The organism is Aerosakkonema sp. BLCC-F183 (genome assembly GCF_041929145.1).
In the GTDB taxonomy this organism is placed as follows: Bacteria; Cyanobacteriota; Cyanobacteriia; order Cyanobacteriales; family Aerosakkonemataceae; genus Aerosakkonema.
Genome location: NZ_JBHFNU010000048.1, coordinates 96,555 through 120,487, shown reverse-complemented (window position 1 = coordinate 120,487; position 23,933 = coordinate 96,555). Strand labels below are relative to the sequence as shown.

Here is a 23,933-nt window from a genome sequence, read left to right as displayed (position 1 = left end):
ACAACATGGCAACACGAAGGGTGTAAAATGAAACAATCTAAAGCCATTGTCACATTAGCGATCGGCGAAAAATATTTGCAACTTTGGCAAAGTTTTGCTCAAGACAATTGGCAAAAATATGCAGATAAGTATGGATACGATTTAATTTGTATTGATACGCCCCTGGATACTTCAGAAAGGGCGCAGGCGAGATCTCCCGCATGGCAAAAATGTCTCATCCTCAGCCAGGAATTTTCCCAACACTATGAGCGAATTGTGTGGATTGACTCAGATATTCTGATTAATACATCGAACGCTCCCTGTATTGTAGAAGGCGTTCCTCTTGAAAAAGTTGGATCTGTCGATTATTGGTCTTCTCCTACACCAGAATTGTTAGCTCAAACGTTAAAAAGAGAATACAATTACTGGGAATCGCTGGGAATACCATTCACCAAAGATTATACCGCCAAAGATTACTATATTAATTATGGCCTTCCCTCCCACTTTGACAAAATCGTGCAAACGGGAGTTATGGTATTATCCCCTCATTACCATCGTAAAATACTAGAAACAGCCTATTTTGGATATGAAGAAAAAGGTCGATCGGAATGGCATTACGAAATGCGACCGTTATCTTATGAACTGCTAAAAGCAGACTGCGTTCACTGGATCGATCACCGCTTTAATTTGTGTTTTTATCCCTACGTCATACTGCATTACCCGTTTTTACTAGATGATTTCCCAGCAGATTATAGTTTACTAGCACAACCTAAAATCGAGATAGATTTAGGTTTGTTATCCAATCAGATCCAGAAGAAAATATGTGCCACGACTGCTTTTATTAATAGCTTTTTTTTGCACTTTGCTGGCTGTGGCAGCGAAATGAACTTTGTAGATTTATCAGCTACTTCATGGCGGGATTGTCGAGACGCCAAAATTAGAGCAGGTGTTTTCCACGATATGGCTTGTACTTATGCCGAACAAGGAGAGATGGAGAAAGCGATCGCTTTTTTTCAAAAGTCCTTAGAACTTAAAGAACGCATCGGCGATGTTCTCGGTAAAGCCACAACATTATCCATACTAGGACAACTATTGGCATCAGAAGCGATGCTGGGACAGGTGTTAGCAGATGGGCAAGAAGAATTCGCTACTGCGCTGGATTACTTGCAGCAATCCCTAGAAATATTGCAGCAGTTTAAATCTCCTGATGTGGAAAATGTTAGGGAGATCGTCGCGAGTATACAGCAAATGGCAGCAGGTAACTAACTTGCTTCGGATTAATTAGCGATCGGATAACATTTGCCAAAAAACAGATTCAAGTTGTTCTACCGTTTTCACTTGACTGAATTGAGACATCGCTTTTTGTTGTCCTCGCCGAGTAATTGTCTCCCATTCCACCCAATTATTTTAAATATCTCAGCCACATTTGTTCGTAAGCTTTCTCCATTTCCCAGGTAAATTGCTTACCATTCCATAATGGAGAAGTTTGTCTGGATGTTCGCAGCTTCCAAGCGATTTGTTGCCGCAAAGCGCTATCTTTACCTAAACGTATACCCCACTCTACATATTCTTCATCTGTCCAAGCAATGCCTTCAGTTACTCCCACATTCATCATCATGGCGTAGCTATTGCGGCTGGCAAATTGTTCGCCCACTCGCGTCACTAAAGGGATACCCATCCAAAGGGTTTCTAAAGTAGTTGTAGCTCCATTATAAGGATAGGTATCTAATACAACATCAGCAATACATAGATTAGCTCGGTGAATTTCCTCAAAAGCAACATCTGGTAGAAATCGCAGGCGTTCTGCACTAACTCCCTCTGATTCGGCGATTTGAATAAAGAAACTTTCGATCGCTTCTTCATCCGCCGTTCCTTTAATTAAAAAGTAGCTGTTTTCTACCTCCTTAATTATTTTCATTTGCAGTCGAACTATATCTGGATTTCGCTTGAATCCCATTTGCGAACTGAAATATATCACCGCATCGTTGCCGATATTTAACTGTTCGCGCCGTAAAGTTGGTACGCCAACTTCAAAACCATCTACAGCTACATAAGTTTGCGGTAGCCGCCAAATAGTTTCGCTGTAGTAATTTTGCGCCGATTCTGATAAAACATAAGGGTCAGCGATAAAGTAGTCTACATTGGGTATCCCCGAAGCATCCCATCCCAACCAGGTAATTTGAATTGGGGCTGGTTTTAAGGATGTAATTTCGCAGATAATATCTAAAGTGATGCTATCGAGATCTATCAAAATATCTATTTCATCTCGATAAATTTGTTCTGTAATTTCGGCAGCTTCTAATCCAGATTTATAAGCTTTATCTACCTGACTCACATACCATTCCTGCAACGGATCGTTTCTTTTTTGGGCATTAATTAAATAAGCGTGAATTTGAAAGCGATCGCGCTCGTGATACTTAAATAGCCATCTGGCTAGCCATCCTACCGAATGTCTTCTCAAGCAATGAGATAAATACCCAATCTTTAAACGTTTATTTTCCTTATTTCTCCTCGAACTGTATTTAAATGAGCGATCGCTAGCATACTTTTGAATATTTGCTTGACAAATTTGAGCTACTTGATTTTGGAGTTTTCTGTTTTTTCCGATCTCATCCTGAAAGTATGGTAAAAAGTAAGTTGAAGAAAACAACCTGACAACCGTAGTTGGGTCGAGGTTTGTATTCTCTCCTTCAAATAGCGAATTTAAAAGCAATTCGTGTCTCTCGAACAGTTCGCCAACTCCAGACCAATATTCACCAGCTGCCACCATCAGACCTCGAATAATCAGATGGTTGGCGAAAACTTTTTCTGCCAATCCCGGTAATATTGAATAGCATAACTTTGCTGTTTCTATACCTTGAGAATATTCTCCTGCATCTTGATAGAAGCTTGTTAACTGAATTAAAACTTCTGGATTTATTGCCTCCAGACGTAAAGCCAGTTCTAAAAGGCGTGCTGCTAAGCCTGGTTTATGTGCGGAATATGCTATTTTAACTGAATTTAAAATTAAGATATCTATAAAATTATAAGGTTCTTGGATGTATGGTATACAGGCTTCTGCCAATTCCAGAGATGATGGATGCAAAGGCTGTGTATCCAAAACGCTCTGTAATACTTCCATTAATAACTGGGAATCCAAATTTTCTGCTTCTCCAGATTGGAGAATCTCGATTACGTCAAAAGAGTTTAATTCATCACCTGTAAAACTTTCCAATTGAATACCAAGCTGAATTAAGCGAAACAAATTATTAATATCTGTTGGCTTAATTTCTCGAATATGCTGTCGGATTATCCAAGCAACTGAGTAGTCTGAGATAGTTTCTCGCCGTTCGGCTTCTGTTTGTAGAACTTGGATCAATTCCTCTGTCCACAGGTCAATTTGGTTAGCATCTGCTGCCGCTATTGCAGAGAACCAAGTCATTTGAGCTTCTGCTTCTTTTTCTTGCAAAAGCAACATCAATCCCAAATGCCAATAGTGAGATTGGTTGTTTGGTTCAGATGCGATTCCTTGTTCGTAAAGATTTGCAGCCTGACTATAGTCCCCTACCAGCAAGAATTGATGCGCTTGCTGCTGCCAATTTACCGCGTCAGTGGAGGCCATAAGCATTCTGAAATTGAAAAAAATGAACAAAAAAATAAAGTGGGTAGCGTAAAATTTAACTCCCCACTTTTATATTTATTTTAAACTAATTAGGATGCTTATCCTACTTGATTGCTGTTGTACCGCTCGGGCAAGCAACTTCGGTCGCGCCCGCCGCAACAGTAACTGCTGGTGGATCTGCTGTTCCAGCAGTAGTAACTTCACATACTACCGCTTGGGAAGTTCTGTCAGCACCTTGAGCGCCTACTAGACCTACACCGCCCGAATATCCTTTCAAAGCTGCGGAGATAGGCTTCGCTTTAGCGGTTGCTACGTTAGTATCGCCGCCCAATGCATATGTGTAGTTAGCAGTTTGAGTCTTAATACCAACGCCTAAGCTAGACCAATCGTTAGCTGTGGTGCCCGTGATAAAGTTGCCGTTTTCGGTATACCAAGCTTGCTGAGACTTGTTAATTGCAGAGATATACTGCTTGCCTTCTGCTTGCTTACCTTTGTTAGCTTGGTTGAGGAAGGAAGGTAGAGCAATAGCAGCCAGAATACCAATGATGATGATAACTACCAACAGTTCAATTAGAGTAAAACCTTGTTCTCCGCTTTCTTGTTTCTTTTGGTTTATGTGAAGCAGGAGTTTGGTTTTAAAAGTAGTATTCATGAGAATTTTCTCCTTCAGCTCTAGGTGGGTGTCTTCTCCCTTATATATAGAACTTACCCACATCACTTCAATTTCATATCATCTGTCTCAAAAAATTTTTTTACTGGCGGTTCAAGCCTTGTCCGGACTGCGTTCTAGGAGTATATAGCCGATTTCCTCCAAGCTGGTGAGCGGTTCGATCAGTGTTGACCAGGCTGTTGCTTCATCTACTGGGTTTAGGGTAACAGGATGTATGGGCCGAAGTTGTTTGCAGCGCTCTACCAGCGACATCATCATTTGTGGGCCATCTAAAAGCGGGAGAAGGGACGTTGCGATCGCGCTGTCGATTAAAAAAATGGGATCTTTAGTTATGGGTAGATGCTGGCTGATTTCTAAGGGTCTTTGGTTGATGATGCTGAAAAGCATATCCTCTGTAAATCTTGGCGTTCTTAGCTGGGGATGCAAGGAAACCTTAGCTGTTTGCCAATCTGCCAGCGTCCACTGGTTAACTGGCACAAAAGGGTCGGCTGAGTTGGGATGACCGCACCAAAAGTCGATCAGTCTGTGGACGGGGTGCAATAGTTCAAACAGATGGAGCTGTTCTTCCACGGAAAGTCCTGGCAAGCTGATTGCTAAAAAAGCAGGCAGATTATCTGGCTCTTTAAATAAATCCATCAAGTCCCAGTATCGCCAGTTCACCATGCTGATGAACTCTAAATCAGCCGCTCTCAAGGCTGAGAATACTTCCGGTATGGTGTATCCTTTATCGCCTTGAAGTAGAAGGTTGGCTAAAAGTCGCTCATCGTTTCGTTCAAATTCTGGATGCCAAGCTTGTACTTTGAGATGAGTGCTATCTTTTAAGGAGTGCATGGTTTCTCGAACTAATTCGATTTCTAATTGCTGGGGATTATCATCCATAAACCCCATAATTTGAAAAAATTTCTGCGCTCTGTAGTAATTAGATCGCTGCAATGCACTATGGAGATTGGTACGGATAATTCCATCTGGTTTGAGAGCGGATTTCATCGCCTGCAATCCGGCCACTGGGTCTGGCAGAAGGTACAATACTTCGTCATTGTTGATGTAGTCAAACTGTATCCCTAAACTGGGCAAGTTTTCAATGGTTAAAGTATAGAACTCGGCATTCTCAAATCCGTGATATTGCAAGCGATGGTGGGCTAATTTAACAGATTCTTCTGATATATCGATCCCGATAATTTTTGCGCCTGGGTTGGCTGCTGCTAATGCCAAAGCTTTGTATCCGCTGCCACAACCCGCATCTAAAATCACTTTCCCTTGCGTGCCGATAACTTTTTGATTCCTTAAATAGTAAGGATTGACTATGTTATGGATGTTGAGAAATTTAGCATCTCCCAAGGGAGATTTTTCTAAGGGTGTTCTGGGATAAGGAGCAGTTTCAAATTGCTGACGAATTTTTTCTAATATTTCAGATGATTGGCTATCCATTTTGATGTTTAAGAGTGAATAATTTACTTTGAATTACAGGTTGGTATCGCTCCTAGTAATCGGATCTGAGCCTCTAGATTTTTATTTACTGGTTGAACCTGGGAAAGAGTACAGGACAGTTATATTTTCGCAAGGTGGATGTGGGAATTTGCGGGCGCTTAACTACTGCTGAAAACAGGCTCAAGCCTTTGCAGGTGGGCGTTCCAAAAGTACAAAACCGATCGGCTCTAGAGTGGTTAATATCTTTTTGACCAGATCGAAAGCTGTTTCTGTCGCGATCGGCTCTAAGTTTACCGGATTTACGGGTCTAATATAACGCCAGCGTTCTACTAGCGATCGCATAGACATCGGCTTCTCTAACAGCGGTATCAGGCAGCCAACTACCATGCTATCCATTAAAAGGCTGGTTTCTTTCACAAACGGCAGATATTTGGCGATTTCCAACATTTTAATGTTGGTAACGGCGGACAGCATTTCTTGTTTGACTTCTGGTACTCTCAGGCTTGGGTGTAAATGGACTGTGGCTCCCTGCCACTCCGAATCAGTCCACTCTACCACAGGCACTTTGGGAGCGGCGGCGTTGGGATGACCGCACCAAAAATCGATTAGTCTGTGGATGGGATGCAACATTTCATATAGATGTAGTTGTTCTTCCACTGAAAGTTCTGGTAAGGTCATTCCCAGAGCAGCAGGCAAGTTACCTGCATCTTGGAACAAATCCAGTACGTTCCAGGCTGGCCAATTCACCATGCTGATAAACTCTAAGTCAGCAGCTCTCAATGCTTCAAAAGTTTCAGGGATCGTGTAGCCTTTATCTCCCTGAAATAAATAATTCATCAAATACCATTCATCATCCATTTCATCATCCACTACCGTTGTACTGGCCTTGAGCAACACCTGATTTTTTAAGGCATTCATAATTTCTTTAGCTTGTTCTATTTCTAATTGCCCTGGATTCTCATCCATAAATCCCAGCATTTTAAACAATTTCTGGGCGGTGAAGTAGTTGCGGCGCTGTGACGAGTTATGTAAATTAGTGCGGATAATTCCCTCTGGTTTTAGGACTGCTTTCATTGCTTTCAGTCCGGCCACTATATCTGGCAGCACGTACAAAGTCTCGTCGCAGTCAATATAGTCAAATTCTAATTCCAGCTTTGGTAAATCGTAGATGGAAATCGCATGAAATTCTACATTGGTAAAATGGTGATATTTTAAACGTTCTCTTGCCAGGTTAGTAGATTCTTCTGATAGGTCAACGCCCACGATTCTAGCCCCTGGATTTGCTATTGCTAATGCTAGCGATTTAAATCCACTGCCGCACCCAGCATCCAGAATTAGTTTGCCCTCAGTCTCTACAACTTTTTGGTATCTCAGGTAATAAGCCGTTACCATGTTATAGAGAAAAATAAATTTTATCTTGGCTGGATAATGATCTAGTGGAATCCTTGGATAGGGCGCAGAATCAAATTGTTGCCGAATTTTTTCTAGGTCGGAAATTTTATTTTCCATTGCTTTGATCGATTTATTGCCATTATTTGTTTGCCATTAGTTATTAGTTAAGCAAAAACTTTAACTAACAACTATTAACTTTTAATCTTATATTTTATGTCTTAGTTTCGATCTAAAATATAAGGTTAATCAGCGCTATCTCTTAATTATTCCCTTTTTTAGCTCAAAATTTCCATCTTCGTTCAGCTTTTCCCTGCCTTCTCCAGACGGTCTGACTTAACAGCTGAGCTTCTTGCCATCTATGCGGACAGTTACAAAACTTTATGCTATATTATCCATAGTCGTTATGAGTTTACTTTATGGCTATGGCAAATCCGACAGTAGAAAATCTGGTGATTATTGGCTCTGGGCCAGCAGGTTATACGGCGGCGATCTACGCAGGGCGGGCTAACCTGAAACCGTTTGTATTTGAGGGCTTTCAAGCTGGGGGGTTGCCGGGTGGACAGCTGATGACGACCACGGAAGTCGAGAATTTTCCCGGCTTTCCGGAAGGAATAATGGGGCCGGAATTAATGGATCGGATGAAGGCCCAAGCAGAAAGATGGGGCGCGGAGTTGGTGACAGAGGATGTTACATTTGTGGATCTTAGCCAGCGTCCTTTTATAGTGCGATCGGAAGAACGGGAAATTAAAACTAACAGCATTGTTATTGCTACGGGTGCGACGGCAAAACGGTTGGGTTTGCCTAGCGAACATCAATTTTGGAGTCGGGGGATTTCAGCTTGTGCGATTTGCGATGGCGCTACCCCGATTTTCCACGGCGCTGAACTGGCGGTAGTAGGCGCAGGTGATTCGGCGGCGGAAGAGTCGATTTACCTGACTAAGTATGGTTCTCGCGTGCATTTGTTGGTAAGAAGCGATCGGATGCGTGCTTCCAAAGCGATGCAGGATCGGGTGTTGAATAATCCCAAAATCGCGGTTCACTGGAATACGCAGGCGGTGGATGTAGTTGGGGAAGGCGATCGCATGAATGGCATCAAAATCCGCAATACTAAGACTGGTGAAGAAAGCGTGCTGACGGTGAAGGGCTTATTCTACGCGATCGGTCATACTCCCAATACTTCTTTGTTTAAAGGAAAGTTAGAACTCGATGAAGTAGGTTACATTGTCACCAAGCCCGGTTCTGTGGAAACCAGCGTAGAAGGCGTGTTTGCGGCTGGAGACGTGCAAGACCATGAGTTTCGCCAAGGTATTACTGCTGCTGGTAGTGGCTGTATGGCGGCAATGCTAGCAGAAAGGTGGCTTTCGGCTCATGGTTTGATTCAAGAATTTCATCAAGGGCCTAGTTCGGAGAAGCCAGATAGTCCTGCAACAGCGAAGAAAACGGAAATTGAGCAAGCATCGGAGTTTGATTTAGGCGCGACTCGCCAGTATGGTGGTTATGCGTTACGGAAGCTTTTCCACGAGAGCGATCGTCTGCTGGTAGTTAAGTATGTGTCACCTCACTGCGGCCCTTGCCATACTCTCAAGCCCATTTTAAATAAAGTGGTGGATGAATTTGACGGCAAAATTCATTTTGTGGAAATTGACATCGAACAAGACCCAGAAATTGCCGAAAACGCTGGTGTTACTGGCACGCCAACAATTCAGTTTTTCAAAGACAAAGATTTGTTAACTGAATTGAAAGGCATTAAACCTAAGAGTCAATATCGCCAGTTAATTGCAAGTTACTTGTAGTGATGCGTACAGAGAAACCCGGTTTATTGAAGAAACCGGGTTTCTGGGTTTATTGAAGAAACCCGGTTTCTGGGTTTATTGAAGAAACCGGGTTTCTGTTGTATATTTAATTTAAGTAATTTTACATTCAAATATCTAAGTTTTGTAGAAAATCAATTTATGAACATAACTGATTTGCTAAAACAAGCGGAAGAATATTTAACCCAAGACAAGTACAATGAGGCGATCGCTCTCTACGAGCAATGTATTGAGGAAGAGCCCAATATAAAATCTAATTATTGGCAATTAGGATTTGCTCTGCTTTTAGCAGGACGAGAAGAAGAAGCACAGGCTTGCTGGTTTTCTGCAATTTTTGAAGGAGAACCGCAACAAATTGAACGTTTAACTAAGGAATTACTCGACATCTTACAAATAGAAGGACTAAAATACTTAGAAACAGGGAAGTACGCACAAGCAGAAAAAATTTATTTTCAGTTGGTAGAACAAGAGCCGACAAACCCCATTGCGTATAAAAATTTAGGTAACGTTCTCTATAGTCAAGGTAAATTAGAAGAGGCGATCGCCTATTACCAACAAGGTATTGAATTGGAGCCAAACGACGCCATAACTTATTATCATTTGGGGAATGCTTTTCATCAATTGAATAGGCTGGAAGAAGCGATCGCCCATTACCAACAATCGCTTGCTATCTCTCCAAGCTCTCCTATAGTTCTGAATAATTTGGGTAATTCATTGCAGAGACAGGGTAAATTTGAAGAAGCGATCGCTTGCTACCAACGCTCCATAAAACTAGATTCCTATAATGCTTTAACATATAATAACTTGGGCAGTATTTTTAACAGCCAAGGCAAAATGGAAGAAGCGCTTGCTTGTTTCCAGCAAGGTTTGAATTTAGAGCCAAACAATGTTGAATCTTACAATAATTTAGCTGTATTTTATCAAAAGCATAGACAATACGAAAAAGCATTAGAATGTTGCGATCGAGCCATTGAAATCGAGCCAAATTATGCAGATGCTCACTGGAATCGAGCGCTAATTTTACTTAGATTAGGAGACTACGAACGCGGCTTAATCGAATACGAATGGCGCTGGCAACGAAAAGAAAATCTACCCCGATTTCTACCTAAACTTGTTTGGGATGGTTCAAATATTGAAGGTAAAACTATTCTACTACAAGCCGAACAAGGGATCGGCGATATAATTCAATTTATCCGCTACGTCCCTTTATTGGTAAAGCTTGGCGCTCGCGTAATAGTTGAATGTCACCAACTGTTGGTGAGATTGCTGAGAAATGTTGAAGGAATTGATAAGGTAGTAGCTATAGGCCAAACTTTACCTGAATTTGATGTTTACATCCCCCTCCTCAGCGTACCCCGTCTTTTGGGAACAACTCTGGAAACTATACCAGCCAAAATTCCCTATATAGCACCGCTAAAAGAGGTTAGATTTCCACTGGATGTCTCTGACGGATCTTACTTAAAAGTAGGTATAGTATGGGCGGGTAATCCCAAACATTTAGACGATCGCAAAAGATCCACTTCTCTCCAGCAGTTTTTGCCTATTTTCAACATTTCCCATATTACTTTCTACAGCTTGCAAAAAGGGCCAAAAGCGGCAGAAATAAGCGAAATATCCTTACCAATAAACCTAGTAGACTTAAACAGTAAAATTCATGATTTTGCCGATACCGCTGCGGTGATAGCCCAACTCGATTTAGTAATAACTGTCGATACTGCTGTTGCCCATTTAGCTGGAGCAATGGGTAAGCCAGTATGGGTGCTTTTATGCTATAATCCCGACTGGCGATGGATGAGCGATCGCGAAGATACTCCTTGGTATCCCAGCGTGCGTTTGTTCCGGCAAAATCGTTCTGGAGATTGGCAAGAGGTTTTGGAAAGAGTAGCGCAAACTCTAACAGAATTTACTAAGTAAGTTAATAAGGTACAATGGCAAATTATTTTGCCTCGCATTTATTTACGAGCGATAATAGAAGCAGAAGAGTGTTTAGTAATTAATACCGCCGCCGCCAAAAATCTGTTAGCTTTTAACTGAGAAGATTTGGCTAGCGAGCTATTCAATTATAAACAGGAGTTTGGATACTTAATTAATATCTTCTTTCACCACTTCTAATACCATTTCTATTTGTTCGATTAAATTATTATAATAAGTGCTTTCCGAGAGCAAAAATTGCACATCTACTTCTGGTTCTGGGTGGAGATCGAACCAATGCGAACTCGGTTTGTAGTAAGTTTCAATTAACTCAAAGTTAACGCCTAAATATAACCCTAGCGGTGAATTAGCTGCTTTTTCTTCTATCCATTTGCGATTTAACCTTTGGGAAAAAAGCGACAAACCCATCGGAGTTACGACTCGTACATGAGTGGGGTCGTCAAAAAAGAAATCGTGGCGGTGATGAGGAACGATAATCTGGATTTTCGCCCCGCGTTCGCAGATGCGATACATTTCTTTGAAGATATTCAGGTAGGTGTTAGTATTTTGGCCTAAATGTTCGAGAACGTGTATGAGCAAAATTTCGCTGACTGAATTATTCTCCCAAGGCCAAGGAAAAATTTCCAGGTCTTGTTTGACATCGGGATTGCCGTATTTATCCACATTTATATAGCCATCAAAATGTCTTTCACCACAACCTAGATTAAGCCGTAAGCCAGTCATAACTATAGTTTTCCTTTAAAAAAAACTGCTATTTTTGATTTGAGTACCGCCAAAACAGCCAAAGTTTAGATTAAACTTATTTTAGCGTTTAAATGATAAATTTCATTTTATATAGATGACCATCTCTAAACGACAGTTACCGAAATTTTGGCGTTTTGCCGATCGTCCCAGCCTTTCGATGCAGCTAATGGCAGTAGGACTGCTGATAACACTCTTTTTCGTGTTAATAGCTGTTTTGGCTCCCACATTTCAGGGGTGGGGATGGCTGCAAAACCCAACAGTATCTCTAACCAATCCGCAAGGGGAAGCGCCCTCGTGGAATCATTGGTTCGGTACGAGTAGTGAGGGGTACGATGTTTTTTCGCGGACTCTGTTTGGCAGTCAAGCAGCGCTGCAAGTGGTGATTTTAGCAACAGCATTCAGTTTGGTAATCGGCGTGCCGCTGGGCTTGGTAAGCGGTTATTTGGGAGGCAGACTCGATCGCGTATTGCTGTTTGTGATGGATACAATTTATACCCTACCGGGGCTGCTGCTGTCGATGACGCTGGCTTTTGTGGTGGGGCGGGGAGTTTTGAATGCAGCGATCGCCATCAGCATCTCCTACATTCCTCAATACTATCGCGTGGTTCGCAACCACACCGTTAGCGTTAAAACCGAACTGTTTATCGAAGCGGCGCAAGCAATGGGCGCTGACACCTGGACTGTTTTGTCGCGCTACCTATTTCTGAATGTAATTCAGAGCGTACCGGTGCTGTTCACCCTCAATGCTGCTGACGCGATTCTGACACTCGGAGGTTTGGGCTTTCTGGGTTTGGGACTCCCCACGGAAGTGCCAGAATGGGGTCAAGATATCAAAATGGCTTTGAGCGCATTATCCAGAGGTATTTGGTGGACAACCTTTTTTCCAGGTTTTGCTCTAACTCTGATGGTTGTGGGGCTATCGTTGTTGGGTGAAGGATTGAGCGAGTTTGTCAATCCTGGTTTGCGGGAAAGAAAATAGGACGGGACTTACGCAGCCAGTTGGAAAAAACACTATATTTAGTAGTGTCAATTCATAAATTGACACTACATTTAGATGTTCTGCGTCAGTCCTATAGAAGTAAAAAAAGTCAAAAGTCAAAATTTTTCCTCTTTCCGATCTCCTATCCTCTCTTTACACGTCAAAATAAGTAAAAGTTACTTTTTATTTATTTTTCAGTATATCTTTATACTCGAACAAAAAAGAGGAACTAGAAATATTCTCATCAGTCAAATAATTGGTGAGTTTTTTCCAGGGGATGCTGGAATGAAGATGAAAGTTTTCTTAATTGCCGCAGTTGGTTGTTTGACGATTCCCATTGGCGTAGGATTATTTGGGAGTGTTGCGGATTCGTCTGTAAAGGCACAACAATTTATTTCCGGATCGACTGCTATTGCCCAGCGCACAAATCAAGACGAACCGAATAACGTTACTTTGAATGAAAGGTTTTCTTTGGCAAATTCGCTGACGAGAATCAAGCAGATTCAAGGAGCGCTGACCAGTTTTCGGACGCTGACACAAAGAAGTAAACCGAAACTGGGACAAACAGCGATCGCTAGCGTGGGAAACACCGATCCGGATACTCAAAATGTCGGTTTTAGCAATTGGGTGGGAGCAGTTGAAGGTACGGTCAGGCAACAAAATTATCAAATCAAAAAGCTGGAGTTTGAGTTGGCTAAAAAGCAATTTGAAGACAAACAAATTTCTCAAACAGCATTAAACCAAAAAAGGGCGGCTTACCAGCAAGCGGAACGGGAATTTCAAAATTTCTTGAATTCTTTTAGGATTGTAGATTGACAGACAAAGTATTTGGGCTGAAAATTTGTAAGCATTCAGCCGTCAGGTATCAGCCTAGAGCTTTGGGAAGAATTCACCGTCAGCAGTAGGAGTGGGGTAACCCCGCTTCTACTTAAACGCTATCTGGAGCATTAGCTGATGGCTGGGCTGACTGCCGATCGCTAAATGCTCACGAAAATTTTGGATTTGAAGCAGAAACGTTAGCTCAATGACTACTTATTAAGAGCGATGATATAATTTGATAATAACGAGGAATTTGAAAATGGACGAGCGAAGATTTATCCAAGAACTACCAGCATTATATGAAAATTGGGGATACAAATCGGTAATTCCCAAATCAGATCGATTTCAAGCTATCCTCGCTCGAACTCAAACAAAGTCCGCAGCTAACGTGATGCAGCTGCTAAATTTTGCCGTGGAGTGCATGGCAGCAGATGAAGTTTACTGCCAAATAGGTTGCTTGCCCGTAGAGAATTTGCTCGGCGCACTGCTAGATAACCCAGAAAAAATGGCTTATGCCGTGGACAAATTCTCCGAAATTGATGATGCGGATAATATCCAAGAGCAACTTATTGAAAAATTATCGAGTTTGGCTCTAGATAGACAAGTATTTTTCTGCGAACAAGAGTTTGAAGAATTTTTCTTCGATCTAAGAGAAATTATGCCAGAAGCAAAAATTGGCGTGTATTTTTATGATGGCCCACACGACTACAGATCTCAGTTAGTAGCACTGCTTCTAGTAAAGCCTTTCCTGGCAGAGCGAGCTTTAATAATTCTAAATCACAGTAATTGCAGTGCAGCACAACAGGCAAATTGGGACTTTTTAGCTGCTCACCCTCAGTGTCAATTGCTGTTAGATTTAGCTAAGTTTGGTAATGGGATTCAAATTTTAAGCTGGTATATAAATCAAGAAAACGTATATAATTGGCCTACTTTTGCGGAAGAATGTCGTAATGAGAAAGCAATAAAAGCAATTGCTAAATTAAATTTACAATTTGAGAAAGAAAAAGAACAAGCAATCAAGAATCTCTATAAAGAAGCATTAGCGCTGCAACATTTTAATCAGTTTAGCGAAGCAGAAAAAAAATACAGAGAAATTATATCATGGGATGGAAAGCAAGCAAATGCGTGGCATAATTTGGCGATGCTTTATTACATGAAGGAGGAATACCAAGATGCACTACTTATGTTAATAAAAGCTTTGCAGATGGATAGTTCAGTAGCTCTATACCATTATAGTTTTGGTTTGATAATGGAAAAAATGGATAACGCGCCGGAAGCGATTAGGGCTTACGAACAAGCGATCGCGCTTAATCCCGAAATGATTGATGCTTATAATAACATTGGAAATATATGGTTAGCAGAGGGCGACTTGGATCGGGCTGAGTCAATTTACCGCCAAGCGATCGCCGCCAATCCCGATCTTTATGGCAGCTACCTTAATTTGGGAAATGTTTTGAGAACGAAAAACCAACTCGATCGAGCGATCGAATATTATGAAAAAGCTTTGCAATTAAAGAATGCAGAACCGTTTATCCTCTATAACTTAGGGTTGGCTTTTGAAGCTAAACAAGCTCCAGCAGAAGCAGCCGAATACTTCGGTTATGCTGCTTATAGAGAGGGAAAATATGAAGAAGCGATCGAGTATTATAAAAAATTATTGACCTACCGAACGGGCGATATATACTTTTATAACGCTTTGGCTGAGTGTTACAAAAAATTGAATCAAGCAGAAGAAACTATAAAAACTTACCAAGAAGGCATCAAACAACATCCCAATTCAGCTTATCTTTACTTTCTGCTGGTAATTTCCATGCAAGATTTTGGGATGCTTGAGGAAGCGATCGAACTGGCAACCCAAGCTTCGCAAATGTTGCCGAACGATTTGAGTTTGAAGCTTGAAAAGCAACGTTTGCTGCCGATTGTTTACGATACAACCGCAGAAATTGATTATTACCGTTCTCGGTTTATCCACCACCTAGAAGAATTAGTTCTGCAAACCAATTTAGATACTCAAGAAGCGATAAACAAAGCAGTAGTAGGGATAGGATGTCGGACAAATTTTTACTTACAGTACCAAGGAAAAAATGATTTAGAACTACAAATCAAGTATGGAGAATTCGTACATAAAGTCATGGGCGCTAAATATCCTGAATGGGTAAAACCTCTGCCCATGCCACCCCTGAGTGAAGATGGCAAAATTCGGGTGGGATATATTTCTCCTCATCTCTACAGCCATTCAGTGGGTTTATTAGCTTTAGGCTGGCTGAAAAATCACGATCCTAACAAAATAGAAGTTTACTCTTATTACAATAATCGGCAATGGGACCCAATAAACGAGCAATTCCGGCTTTACAGCCAAGTTTTTCACCAGCTTCCAGACGCTCCACAAGCAATCTGCGAACAAATTATTGCCGATAATTTGCACGTACTGGTATTTCTAGATATCGGTATGCAGGCACAGATTACACAGATGGCAGGACTTCGACTTGCACCAATACAGTGTACCACTTGGGCGCATCCAATTACTTCGGGCATACCGACGATCGACTACTTTTTATCCTGCGAATTGATGGAACCGGAAAATGCGACAGAACATTATTCGGAAAATTTAATTTCTCTGCCCAATATAGGCTTCTGCTACTCAAAACCTCTGTTACCAGAAAAAAGAAAAACCCGCGCCGAATTAGGAATAAGAGAGACTGCGATCGTTTATTTATCTAGTCAGTCTCTGTACAAATACTTGCCGCAGTATGACTATATATTTCCAGCCATTGCAAAGCGGGTTCCCCAAGCTCAATTTGCCTTTATAAGTTCTCAGAAAGGTAAATGGATAACAGAAAAGTTTCGACAAAGACTTCAAAAAGCTTTTGCCAGCATGGGCTTGAATAGCGAAGATTATTGCGCTATATTGCCGAGACTTAGTGGCAAGGATTATATGAGTTTAAACTTAGTTTCAGATGTTTATCTAGATACTTTTAGTTGGTCTGGGGGGAACACAACGCTACAAGCGATCGCCTGTCATTTACCCATCGTTACCTGTCCTGGCGAATTTATGCGCGGTCGTCATTCCTACGGCATCTTGAAAATGCTGGGAGTGACGGAAACAATTGCTCGCAATGAAGATGAATATATTGAAATAGCAGTCCGCTTGGGTTTAGATCCGGAGTGGAGAAAAAGTATCGTCCAAAAGGTAATCGATAATAATTCTCGCGTCTTTGAAGATAAAACTTCCGTAGTAGCATTGGAGGCATTTTATCAGCGCGTGGTGCGGGAAAAGCAACTGGGTGGGCTAGAAGATTACTAAATTACCGTTTGTAAGCTTAGATTGTAGCGAACTAATGCAATCTCAGCTTTTTTGCTTTGGCTAAAGTCAGACCGAACTAAACTATAGATTGGCAATATTTAAAGCTTCTGGTGAAGCCGTAGAAAATGCAGAATTAGCAGAATGATTCTTTTCTAGAATACTCAGGAGAGAAGAACTATCGGTTAGGGAAGAGGAGAAGAGTGGGAGAAATTATAATTATTCACTGCTGAGGATTCGACACTAGCGATCGAGCATGGTTGGCTCGCCTATGCGGAAAATTTACTCGCAATTGACTTATTTTAATTCACCGCTGAGTATGCTATGTTTTAAATCTCTTCCCCTATTCCCTAATCCCTATACTCTCTCTTCCTTTGATAATGGAAATCGAAACAATGCCTCAAGTAATGGGAATCGATTTAGGCGGAACAGCGATTAAGCTGGGACGATTCCTAGAAGATGGAACTTGTTTGCAGTCAATTACCGTACCAACACCGCAGCCGGCAACACCAGAAGCGGTTGTGGAGGCGATCGCAGATGCTATACTTGCCTGCGGTGGCAGTCAAGCAAAAGCGATCGGCTTGGGCACTCCTGGCCCAGCAGATGCCGCCGGTCGGATTGCCAAAGTAGCAATTAATTTGGCTGGGTGGAAGGATGTACCCCTAGCTGATTGGTTAGAAGCAAAAACCGGTTTACCGACAATCATCGCCAACGATGCCAATTGCGCGGGATTGGGGGAAGCTTGGTTAGGTGCGGGTCGTCGCTTTCCCAATCTGATTTTGCTCACTTTGGGAACTGGCGTGGGTGGTGCGATTATCCTGGATGGCAAGTTATTTACCGGACATCAAGGTGCGGCTGGGGAACTGGGGTTGATCGCGTTGTACCCGGATGGCCCAGAATGCAATAGCGGCAATCGCGGTTCCTTGGAACAATATGTATCTATACAAGCGATTCGACGCCGGACGGGATTGGAACCGGAGGAACTGGGTCAGCGGGCCAAAGCAGGCGATCGCATTGCTTTAGAATTCTGGGAAAGTTACGGACGAGATCTCGGTATTGGTTTGTCCAGTCTAATCTACATTTTGACGCCAGAAGCGATCGTTATTGGTGGGGGAATAAGCGCGAGTGCGGAATTTTTCTTCCCAGCAGCTATGGCAGAAATTGAGCGCCGCGTTCTCCCCACTTCCCGTAGCGGTTTGCAGCTTTTACCAGCAGAGTTGGGTAACCAAGCGGGAATGGTGGGTGCAGCTAAATTGGCTTGGCAATTCCATTTTGGATTTTAGATTTTGGATTTTGGATTGATATCGTGTCTTTTGACGATCGCCACAAAAATGGCAGATCCATAGATTTGAGATTTAATCCAAAATCTCAAATCCAAAATCGCTTTAGGGTAATAAATATCCCGTTACCTGTTTGATATAATTCAAAATTTTTTGATAGGCTTCCCGATTAGTTTGCGGGAGGATTACTATTGGCATAGCATTATCTGGCAACCAAAAAGTTATTCTGCCGTTCGGTTCGCATTGAAAAGCACTGATGCACTTAAGGTTGATTAAATAATCGTTCCGCTCGTAATGAATTTTGACCCAATAAGACTCAAAACTCTGACCTGTAGTTGCTTGAATGTAGCTCAGGACTTTTTGATGAGCTTCTGGGTGTCCCTGGGGATTGATGACGATCGGAAAAGCGCTTTCTGGTAACCAAAAGGTAATCCTACTGTTGGGCTCGTATGAAAAAGCACAAACTCGATCCAGATCGATTACATATTCTTTCCTCTCGTAGCTAATTTTGATCCAATAGGCCACAGGCTCTCCTTACACCGCAGTTTCGATCGCAGCAGACGCTATACCGGGCGTCATACCGCTTCCCTGAAGCCCCCACGATAAGACAGGGAGGGAGCTGCACGCCGATCCTGAGCGTGCAGATACTTCAGGGAAGCAATTGCCGCCTCAGACTAGGATATTACGGAAGCATTCAGAGATGGGGTGGGCTCTTCTTGGTTGGCGATAACCTGCTCTTTTAGCGCAGAAGCTACAGCTAAGGGTGGTTCTTTGCCATCCCAAAGGTTGGCTAATGCCGCCTGGATAAATCCTTTAAACAGGGGATGCGACGTACTGGGCCGAGATTGAAACTCTGGGTGAAATTGGGTGGCAATGAAGAAGGGATGGTTGGGAAGTTCGATAATTTCCACTAAGCGCCCATCGGGGGAAGTCCCGCTGATGGCATAGCCGCTTTCCAGAAACAGATTGCGATAGGCATTGTTAAATTCGTAGCGGTGACGGTGGCGTTCGTAAATTACTTCCTGCTGATAAAGGCGATAAGCTAAGGTATTGGGTGTCAAACGGCAAGCATACAAACCGAGCCTCATGGTGCCGCCTAAGTCTACTACATCTTGCTGTTCCGGTAGCAGGTTAATGACTGGATTTGCAGTATTGGGGGCAAACTCGGCGCTGTTGGCATCTTGTAAACCGGCAATGTGACGCGCCCATTCCACGACGGAACACTGCATCCCCAAGCACAAGCCCAAGAAGGGTATGTGGTTTTCGCGGGCGTATTTGACTGCGGCAATCTTACCGTCCACGCCGCGACTCCCAAAACCTCCCGGTACGACTACACCGTTGACGCCTTCTAAATAGTTTTCTGCGCCGTTGGCTTCGATGTCTTCTGCGCTTACCCAGCGGAGGTTAAGGTCGAGAGACAGGGCGATCGCTCCGTGGCGGAGTGCTTCTATCATCGATAGGTAAGCATCGCTCAATCTGACGTATTTACCGACGATCGCAATTTCGATGCGGTTGGTGGGGCTGTAAAGGCGCTCTACCAAGGTTTGCCACTGGCTGAGATCCGGTTGGCGTTGCTCCAGTTGCAGTATTTCTAGTGCCTGCTGCGCCAGTCCTTCCCGTTCCATCATCAAGGGCACTTCGTAGATGCTGTTGGCATCTTGAGCGGCGATAACGCATTCCACAGGCACGTCGCAGAATTCCGAGAGTTTGTCTTTGATTCCCGATGGCAGGGGTCGATCGCACCGACAAACTAAAATATCTGGTTGAATGCCTATCGATCGCAATTCTTTCACTGAATGCTGCGTCGGCTTCGTTTTCATCTCCCCTGCCGAAGCGATCCAAGGTACCAGCGTTACGTGTACGTATAGCACGTTCTGCCGCCCCACATCCTTACGCAGCTGCCGAATCGCTTCCATGAAAGGTAAGGATTCAATATCCCCTACCGTGCCGCCTATTTCCGTAATTACTACATCTGGATTTGTATTTTTTGCTACTCTTTGTATCCGCTCTTTAATCTCGTTGGTGATGTGGGGAATTACCTGCACTGTACCCCCCATATAATCGCCCCGGCGCTCTTTGTTAATTACTGCCTGGTAAATCGAGCCCGTCGTGACGCTGTTGAGGCGAGACATGGACGTATCCGTGAAGCGCTCGTAGTGTCCCAAGTCCAGGTCTGTTTCGGCACCATCTTCGGTGACAAATACTTCTCCGTGTTGGTAAGGACTCATCGTTCCGGGATCGACGTTGATATAGGGGTCAAGTTTCAGAATCGAGACAGAATAATCCCGCGATTTCAATAACCGCCCCAAGCTGGCGGCGACAATTCCCTTGCCAATACTGGAGACGACCCCGCCGGTCACAAAGACAAACTTAGTCATATATGTTTAAAATTAGTGCGTTCTCGCAACCAACCCCGTTAATTGTGCCACACTCTTAGCGACTTGCATTCCATGTTAGCCAAATTTTATCGGCTTGACGGGGTTGATTGCTGAATTTTTCAATCGGGATGAAGCGCTAATTAGTTTGACTGTTTTTTTGTTTGCTAAGAAGATTAAGTATTGGCAATTGCTGAAAATGCGATCGGTGGCTGGGCAGTATGAAGTACCAACAATCAAAATTGTACCATAGCCTAGCAAACTTCACCCAGATGCTAGCAGCAACGACAGCGATTATGAGGATTTTGTAAATGGCTAAGTTCTACTCAGAGTTGAATGAAGAGTTACGCAGATTTATTGAACAACAAAAAATATTCTTTACGGCAACTGCACCAAAATCGGGCAGAATTAATCTATCCCCAAAGGGGAGGGATACGTTTCGCTGTGTAGATAATCAAACAGCAGCTTATCTCGATTTAACTGGCAGCGGTAACGAGACGGCAGCACATTTAAATTCCCATACCGATTCTGGCAATGAGGACAATGCCCGCATGACAATTATGTTTTGCAGCTTTGACGATAAGCCTTTAATTTTGCGTCTTTACGGACGCGGGCGTGTCATTAGCCCCAGACATCGAGAATGGGATAAATTTTACTCTCTATTTGAGCCGACACCGGGAGAAAGACAAATTATCCTGCTGGATATTGAATCGGTACAAACATCTTGCGGATTTGGCGTACCTATTTACGAATTAAAAGCAGAAAGGAAAACTCTTGTAGACTGGGCTCAAAAAAAGGGGAAAGAAGGCATTGTTGAATATTGGCGAGAAAAAAACCAAAAAAGTATTGACGGACTCCCGACAAAGATTTTTGGAGATTGATATGGGGGATAGAAAGTCAAAAGTCAAAAGTCAAAAGTCAAAAGTCAAAAGTCAAAAGTCAAAAGTCAAAAGAAAAACTCCTCCGCTGAAAACAGACAACTGACAAAAAATGAGAAACGTATTAGGATTAGTGGCATTAGCAACTGTGGTATCGTATCCAGCTTTGGCAGCAAAATCTCTTTATGTGGCTTTTCCACCGGCCAATTACCAAACTGCATCCGACCGGATATTTTTTCTAGGAACAGCACCAGCAGGTGGAAGTGTGCTGGTGAATGGCAAAGTAATTCAAAGAAGTCCGGCGGGACATTTTGCGCCCAGTTTGCCGCTGCGACTGGGAAATAATATTTTTACATTACGCTATGGAGGTCAGGTCCGCCAGATTAGGGTAACGCGAGTGTCAAGTCAACCGAGTCGTCCGGTGGGTCTGGCGTTTGGGAAAGATTCCCTCAAGCCGGGGGTGGATGTTGCCAAATTGCCTGGTGAACTGATTTGTTTGAGCGCGATCGCACCTGCAAATGCCACCGTCTCTGTAAAATTGGGAAATCAAACCATTCCTCTCCTACCTCAGTCACCAGTGGCAGAGGTGCCATCCAATTATGCGGCGTTGACCGGAAGATATCAAACTAATTCTCGCTCTTTTAACGGTCAATACCAAGGTTGCGCTAAAGCTAACGCGGCTGGAAAATTGGGGCGTCCGCAATTTCAACTTTCAATCAATGGCAAAAGTACCACTCAGATGGCGCAGGGAAATATTGAAATTTTATCGCCAACGCAGTTAGAGATTGCAGAAGTAATTGTAGATTCTGCGATTACTCGCACTGGCGCAGGGACTGACTATTCTCGTCTGACGCCTTTGCCGAAAGGAACGCAAGCAACGGTAACCGGTCGCGAAGGAAAATGGTTGCGACTGGATTATGGTGGTTGGATAGAAGATAAGGAAGTTAGGATTATCCCAGCTGCTGCACCGCCTACTTCGATTATTCGCACTCTTCGCACCCGTCAGGTTGTCGGTGCGACAGAAATTATCTTTCCCCTACAAGTGCCGGTGCCGATTAGCGTACAGCAGGGCGATCGCACTCTCACCGTCACTCTCTACAATACTACCGCTCAAACCGATATTATTCGCTTTGATGATGACCCAATTGTGGCCCGCTTAGATTGGCAACAAATAGCACCTTCGCAAGTGCAATATACTTTTAATCTGAAATCCCAGCAGCAATGGGGTTATCAGATGAGATACGAAGGTAGCAACTTGGTGCTAACTTTGCGACATTCGCCTACCTCCCCTGTTTCCCCCCCGTCCACGAGGGAGACGAAAGAAGAATCTCAAAAGAGTTTATCCGGGATTAAAATTGTCCTCGATCCGGGACACGGCGGTGCTGAATCTGGCGCAGCGGGGCCAGACGGTTATCTGGAAAAAAATGTCAATCTCACGATCTCAAAGCTGATAAAAGACCGACTGGTGGCGCAGGGTGCTACGGTGTATATGACGCGGGAGGACGATCGCGAATTATCGCTGCAAGACCGGGTGGCGATTATCGATAAGTTGCAACCTGCGATCGCTATTTCGATTCACCACAATTCTTTACCGGATAATGGCGATGCCGAAAATACTAAGGGATTTGCTGCTTTTTGGTATCATCCGCAAGCTCATAGTTTGGCGATGTTTATGCAAAATTATGTAGTGCAAAAGTTGGGGCGTCCTAACTACGGTGTGTATTGGGATAATTTAGCCTTAACTCGTCCGACAACGGCACCTTCAATATTGTTAGAACTGGGTTTTATGAGCAATCCAGATGAATTTGAATCGGTGATGAATCCGCAGGAACAACAGAAAATGGCAGATGCGATCGCTGATGGTATTACTGAATGGTTACGTATTAGTCATTAATTATCAGTCATTAGTTATCGTTGATGAACTATTGATTAATTTTTTGTCATTATGACTGCTGACAATTTCCAACCAACAAGACATATTACCAATGATTGAAAAATGGAAAACCCTTAATTCCCAATTTGTTTTTAACAACGAATGGGTAACAATCAGGCAAGATGAAATACAATTGCCTAACGGTAAAGTTATTGATGATTTTTTTATCATCGTTAGACCGGATATAGCCTTAGTATTTCCTGTCACCCCAAACCGAGAAGTTGTTTTTGTTCGTCAATACAGACACGCGACTAATGAAATTATGTTAGAACTTCCCGCTGGGGGGTTCGATCCGGAAACAGAAAGCGCGGAAACTGCCGCACGTCGCGAACTCCAAGAAGAGACGGGTTATATTGCCGATCGAATGATTAAGCTGGCGACGCTATACGATAATCCGATTAAGGATACGAATAAAATTCATCTGTTTCTGACTGAAGATGTTACTTACTCTGGTAAGCGTAATCTGGATATTACAGAAGATATTGAAGTTGAATTGGTTCCTATTTCTGAAGTTATGAAAAAAGTTTATAGGGGAGAAATAAATGTTACTGGTACAATTACCGCCCTTTTTATGGGGTTACGTTTTTTGGGTCACCTGCGGGCTGAAGGGTAAGTTTGATATTGCTAAGCTTAGAGAAAAAAGGGAAATTAGTTAGAATTTATTACAGCACCAGTCCCGTACAAGTTTTTAGTAAAATAAATTAAATGCGAATACTTGTAGCGGCCCCGCTAGAGCGAAGCGTGCGGGCAGGAAAATTAATTGTTGCTGCGAAATATACGACACGCCGATCGAATACTCCTAGCCAATACA

The 23,933-nt window shown here is 42.9% G+C and carries 18 protein-coding genes; 11 read left to right on the top strand and 7 right to left on the bottom strand.

Annotated features, from left to right (window positions below; all coding sequences use genetic code 11):
* Positions 1-27 precede the first annotated feature (27 nt).
* Positions 28-1,245, top strand: coding sequence for a tetratricopeptide repeat protein (locus ACE1CD_RS13585; RefSeq protein ID WP_374824723.1), 1,218 nt, complete (start codon positions 28-30; stop codon positions 1,243-1,245).
* Positions 1,246-1,381: 136 nt separating this feature from the next.
* On the opposite strand, the gene ACE1CD_RS13580 is transcribed toward ACE1CD_RS13585, so the two are convergent.
* The 4 genes from ACE1CD_RS13580 to ACE1CD_RS13565 all read right to left on the bottom strand — a co-directional run bounded on the left by ACE1CD_RS13580 (position 1,382) and on the right by ACE1CD_RS13565 (position 7,187).
* The gene (locus ACE1CD_RS13580; RefSeq protein WP_374824720.1) at positions 1,382-3,580 is read right to left on the bottom strand and encodes an O-linked N-acetylglucosamine transferase, SPINDLY family protein; all 2,199 of its coding nucleotides are present in this window, start codon (positions 3,578-3,580) and stop codon (positions 1,382-1,384) included.
* A 103-nt stretch (positions 3,581-3,683) separates the two neighbouring features.
* Positions 3,684-4,232, bottom strand: coding sequence for a type IV pilin-like G/H family protein (locus ACE1CD_RS13575; RefSeq protein WP_374824717.1), 549 nt, complete (start codon positions 4,230-4,232; stop codon positions 3,684-3,686).
* Positions 4,233-4,343: 111 nt separating this feature from the next.
* Entirely contained in the window at positions 4,344-5,678 is a 1,335-nt protein-coding gene (locus tag ACE1CD_RS13570) for a class I SAM-dependent methyltransferase (RefSeq protein ID WP_374824714.1), read from the bottom strand.
* Positions 5,679-5,858: 180 nt separating this feature from the next.
* Positions 5,859-7,187, bottom strand: coding sequence for a class I SAM-dependent methyltransferase (locus tag ACE1CD_RS13565; protein WP_374824711.1), 1,329 nt, complete (start codon positions 7,185-7,187; stop codon positions 5,859-5,861).
* Between the two features lie 305 nt (positions 7,188-7,492).
* On the opposite strand from ACE1CD_RS13565, the gene trxB reads away from it, so the two are divergent.
* Positions 7,493-8,863, top strand: a complete 1,371-nt coding sequence (gene trxB / locus ACE1CD_RS13560; RefSeq protein WP_374797314.1) for a thioredoxin-disulfide reductase — start codon at positions 7,493-7,495, stop codon at positions 8,861-8,863.
* Positions 8,864-9,022: 159 nt separating this feature from the next.
* Positions 9,023-10,795, top strand: coding sequence for a tetratricopeptide repeat protein (locus ACE1CD_RS13555; RefSeq protein ID WP_374824708.1), 1,773 nt, complete (start codon positions 9,023-9,025; stop codon positions 10,793-10,795).
* Positions 10,796-10,963: 168 nt separating this feature from the next.
* Here the strand turns inward: ACE1CD_RS13555 and ACE1CD_RS13550 are convergent, their stop codons facing one another.
* Positions 10,964-11,536, bottom strand: a complete 573-nt coding sequence (locus ACE1CD_RS13550) for a hypothetical protein (protein ID WP_374797310.1) — start codon at positions 11,534-11,536, stop codon at positions 10,964-10,966.
* Between the two features lie 115 nt (positions 11,537-11,651).
* On the opposite strand from ACE1CD_RS13550, the gene ACE1CD_RS13545 reads away from it, so the two are divergent.
* The 4 genes from ACE1CD_RS13545 to ACE1CD_RS13530 all read left to right on the top strand — a co-directional run bounded on the left by ACE1CD_RS13545 (position 11,652) and on the right by ACE1CD_RS13530 (position 17,939).
* Positions 11,652-12,536 (top strand): ABC transporter permease, encoded by an 885-nt coding sequence (locus tag ACE1CD_RS13545; protein WP_374797308.1) that lies wholly within the window; start codon positions 11,652-11,654, stop codon positions 12,534-12,536.
* 285 nt (positions 12,537-12,821) lie between these two features.
* Positions 12,822-13,352: a hypothetical protein gene (locus tag ACE1CD_RS13540; protein WP_374797306.1), complete on the top strand. Its 531-nt coding sequence runs from the start codon at positions 12,822-12,824 to the stop codon at positions 13,350-13,352.
* 262 nt (positions 13,353-13,614) lie between these two features.
* A complete protein-coding gene (locus tag ACE1CD_RS13535; RefSeq protein WP_374824705.1) occupies positions 13,615-16,659 on the top strand; it encodes a tetratricopeptide repeat protein in 3,045 nt (1,014 codons plus the stop codon).
* A gap of 392 nt (positions 16,660-17,051) precedes the next feature.
* Positions 17,052-17,939: an ROK family protein gene (locus ACE1CD_RS13530; RefSeq protein ID WP_374824702.1), complete on the top strand. Its 888-nt coding sequence runs from the start codon at positions 17,052-17,054 to the stop codon at positions 17,937-17,939.
* Positions 17,940-18,041: 102 nt separating this feature from the next.
* Here ACE1CD_RS13530 and ACE1CD_RS13525 read toward each other — a convergent pair whose 3' ends face one another.
* Together ACE1CD_RS13525 and ACE1CD_RS13520 are read right to left on the bottom strand one after the other, a co-directional pair.
* Positions 18,042-18,461 (bottom strand): hypothetical protein, encoded by a 420-nt coding sequence (locus ACE1CD_RS13525; RefSeq protein WP_374824699.1) that lies wholly within the window; start codon positions 18,459-18,461, stop codon positions 18,042-18,044.
* 149 nt (positions 18,462-18,610) lie between these two features.
* A complete protein-coding gene (locus ACE1CD_RS13520; RefSeq protein WP_374824696.1) occupies positions 18,611-20,314 on the bottom strand; it encodes a CTP synthase in 1,704 nt (567 codons plus the stop codon).
* A 103-nt stretch (positions 20,315-20,417) separates the two neighbouring features.
* Here ACE1CD_RS13520 and ACE1CD_RS13515 point away from each other — a divergent pair, with 103 nt between their 5' ends.
* The 4 genes from ACE1CD_RS13515 (at position 20,418) to ACE1CD_RS13500 (ending at position 23,735) form a co-directional block, all read left to right on the top strand.
* A complete protein-coding gene (locus ACE1CD_RS13515) occupies positions 20,418-20,564 on the top strand; it encodes a hypothetical protein (protein WP_374824693.1) in 147 nt (48 codons plus the stop codon).
* Positions 20,565-20,622: 58 nt separating this feature from the next.
* Positions 20,623-21,192, top strand: coding sequence for a pyridoxamine 5'-phosphate oxidase family protein (locus ACE1CD_RS13510; protein WP_374824690.1), 570 nt, complete (start codon positions 20,623-20,625; stop codon positions 21,190-21,192).
* A gap of 109 nt (positions 21,193-21,301) precedes the next feature.
* Positions 21,302-23,083 carry an N-acetylmuramoyl-L-alanine amidase gene (locus ACE1CD_RS13505; protein ID WP_374824687.1) on the top strand — a complete coding sequence of 594 codons (1,782 nt, stop codon included), beginning with the start codon at positions 21,302-21,304 and terminating at the stop codon, positions 23,081-23,083.
* A gap of 91 nt (positions 23,084-23,174) precedes the next feature.
* Positions 23,175-23,735: an NUDIX hydrolase gene (locus ACE1CD_RS13500; RefSeq protein ID WP_374797292.1), complete on the top strand. Its 561-nt coding sequence runs from the start codon at positions 23,175-23,177 to the stop codon at positions 23,733-23,735.
* The last annotated feature ends 198 nt before the right edge of the window (positions 23,736-23,933 follow it).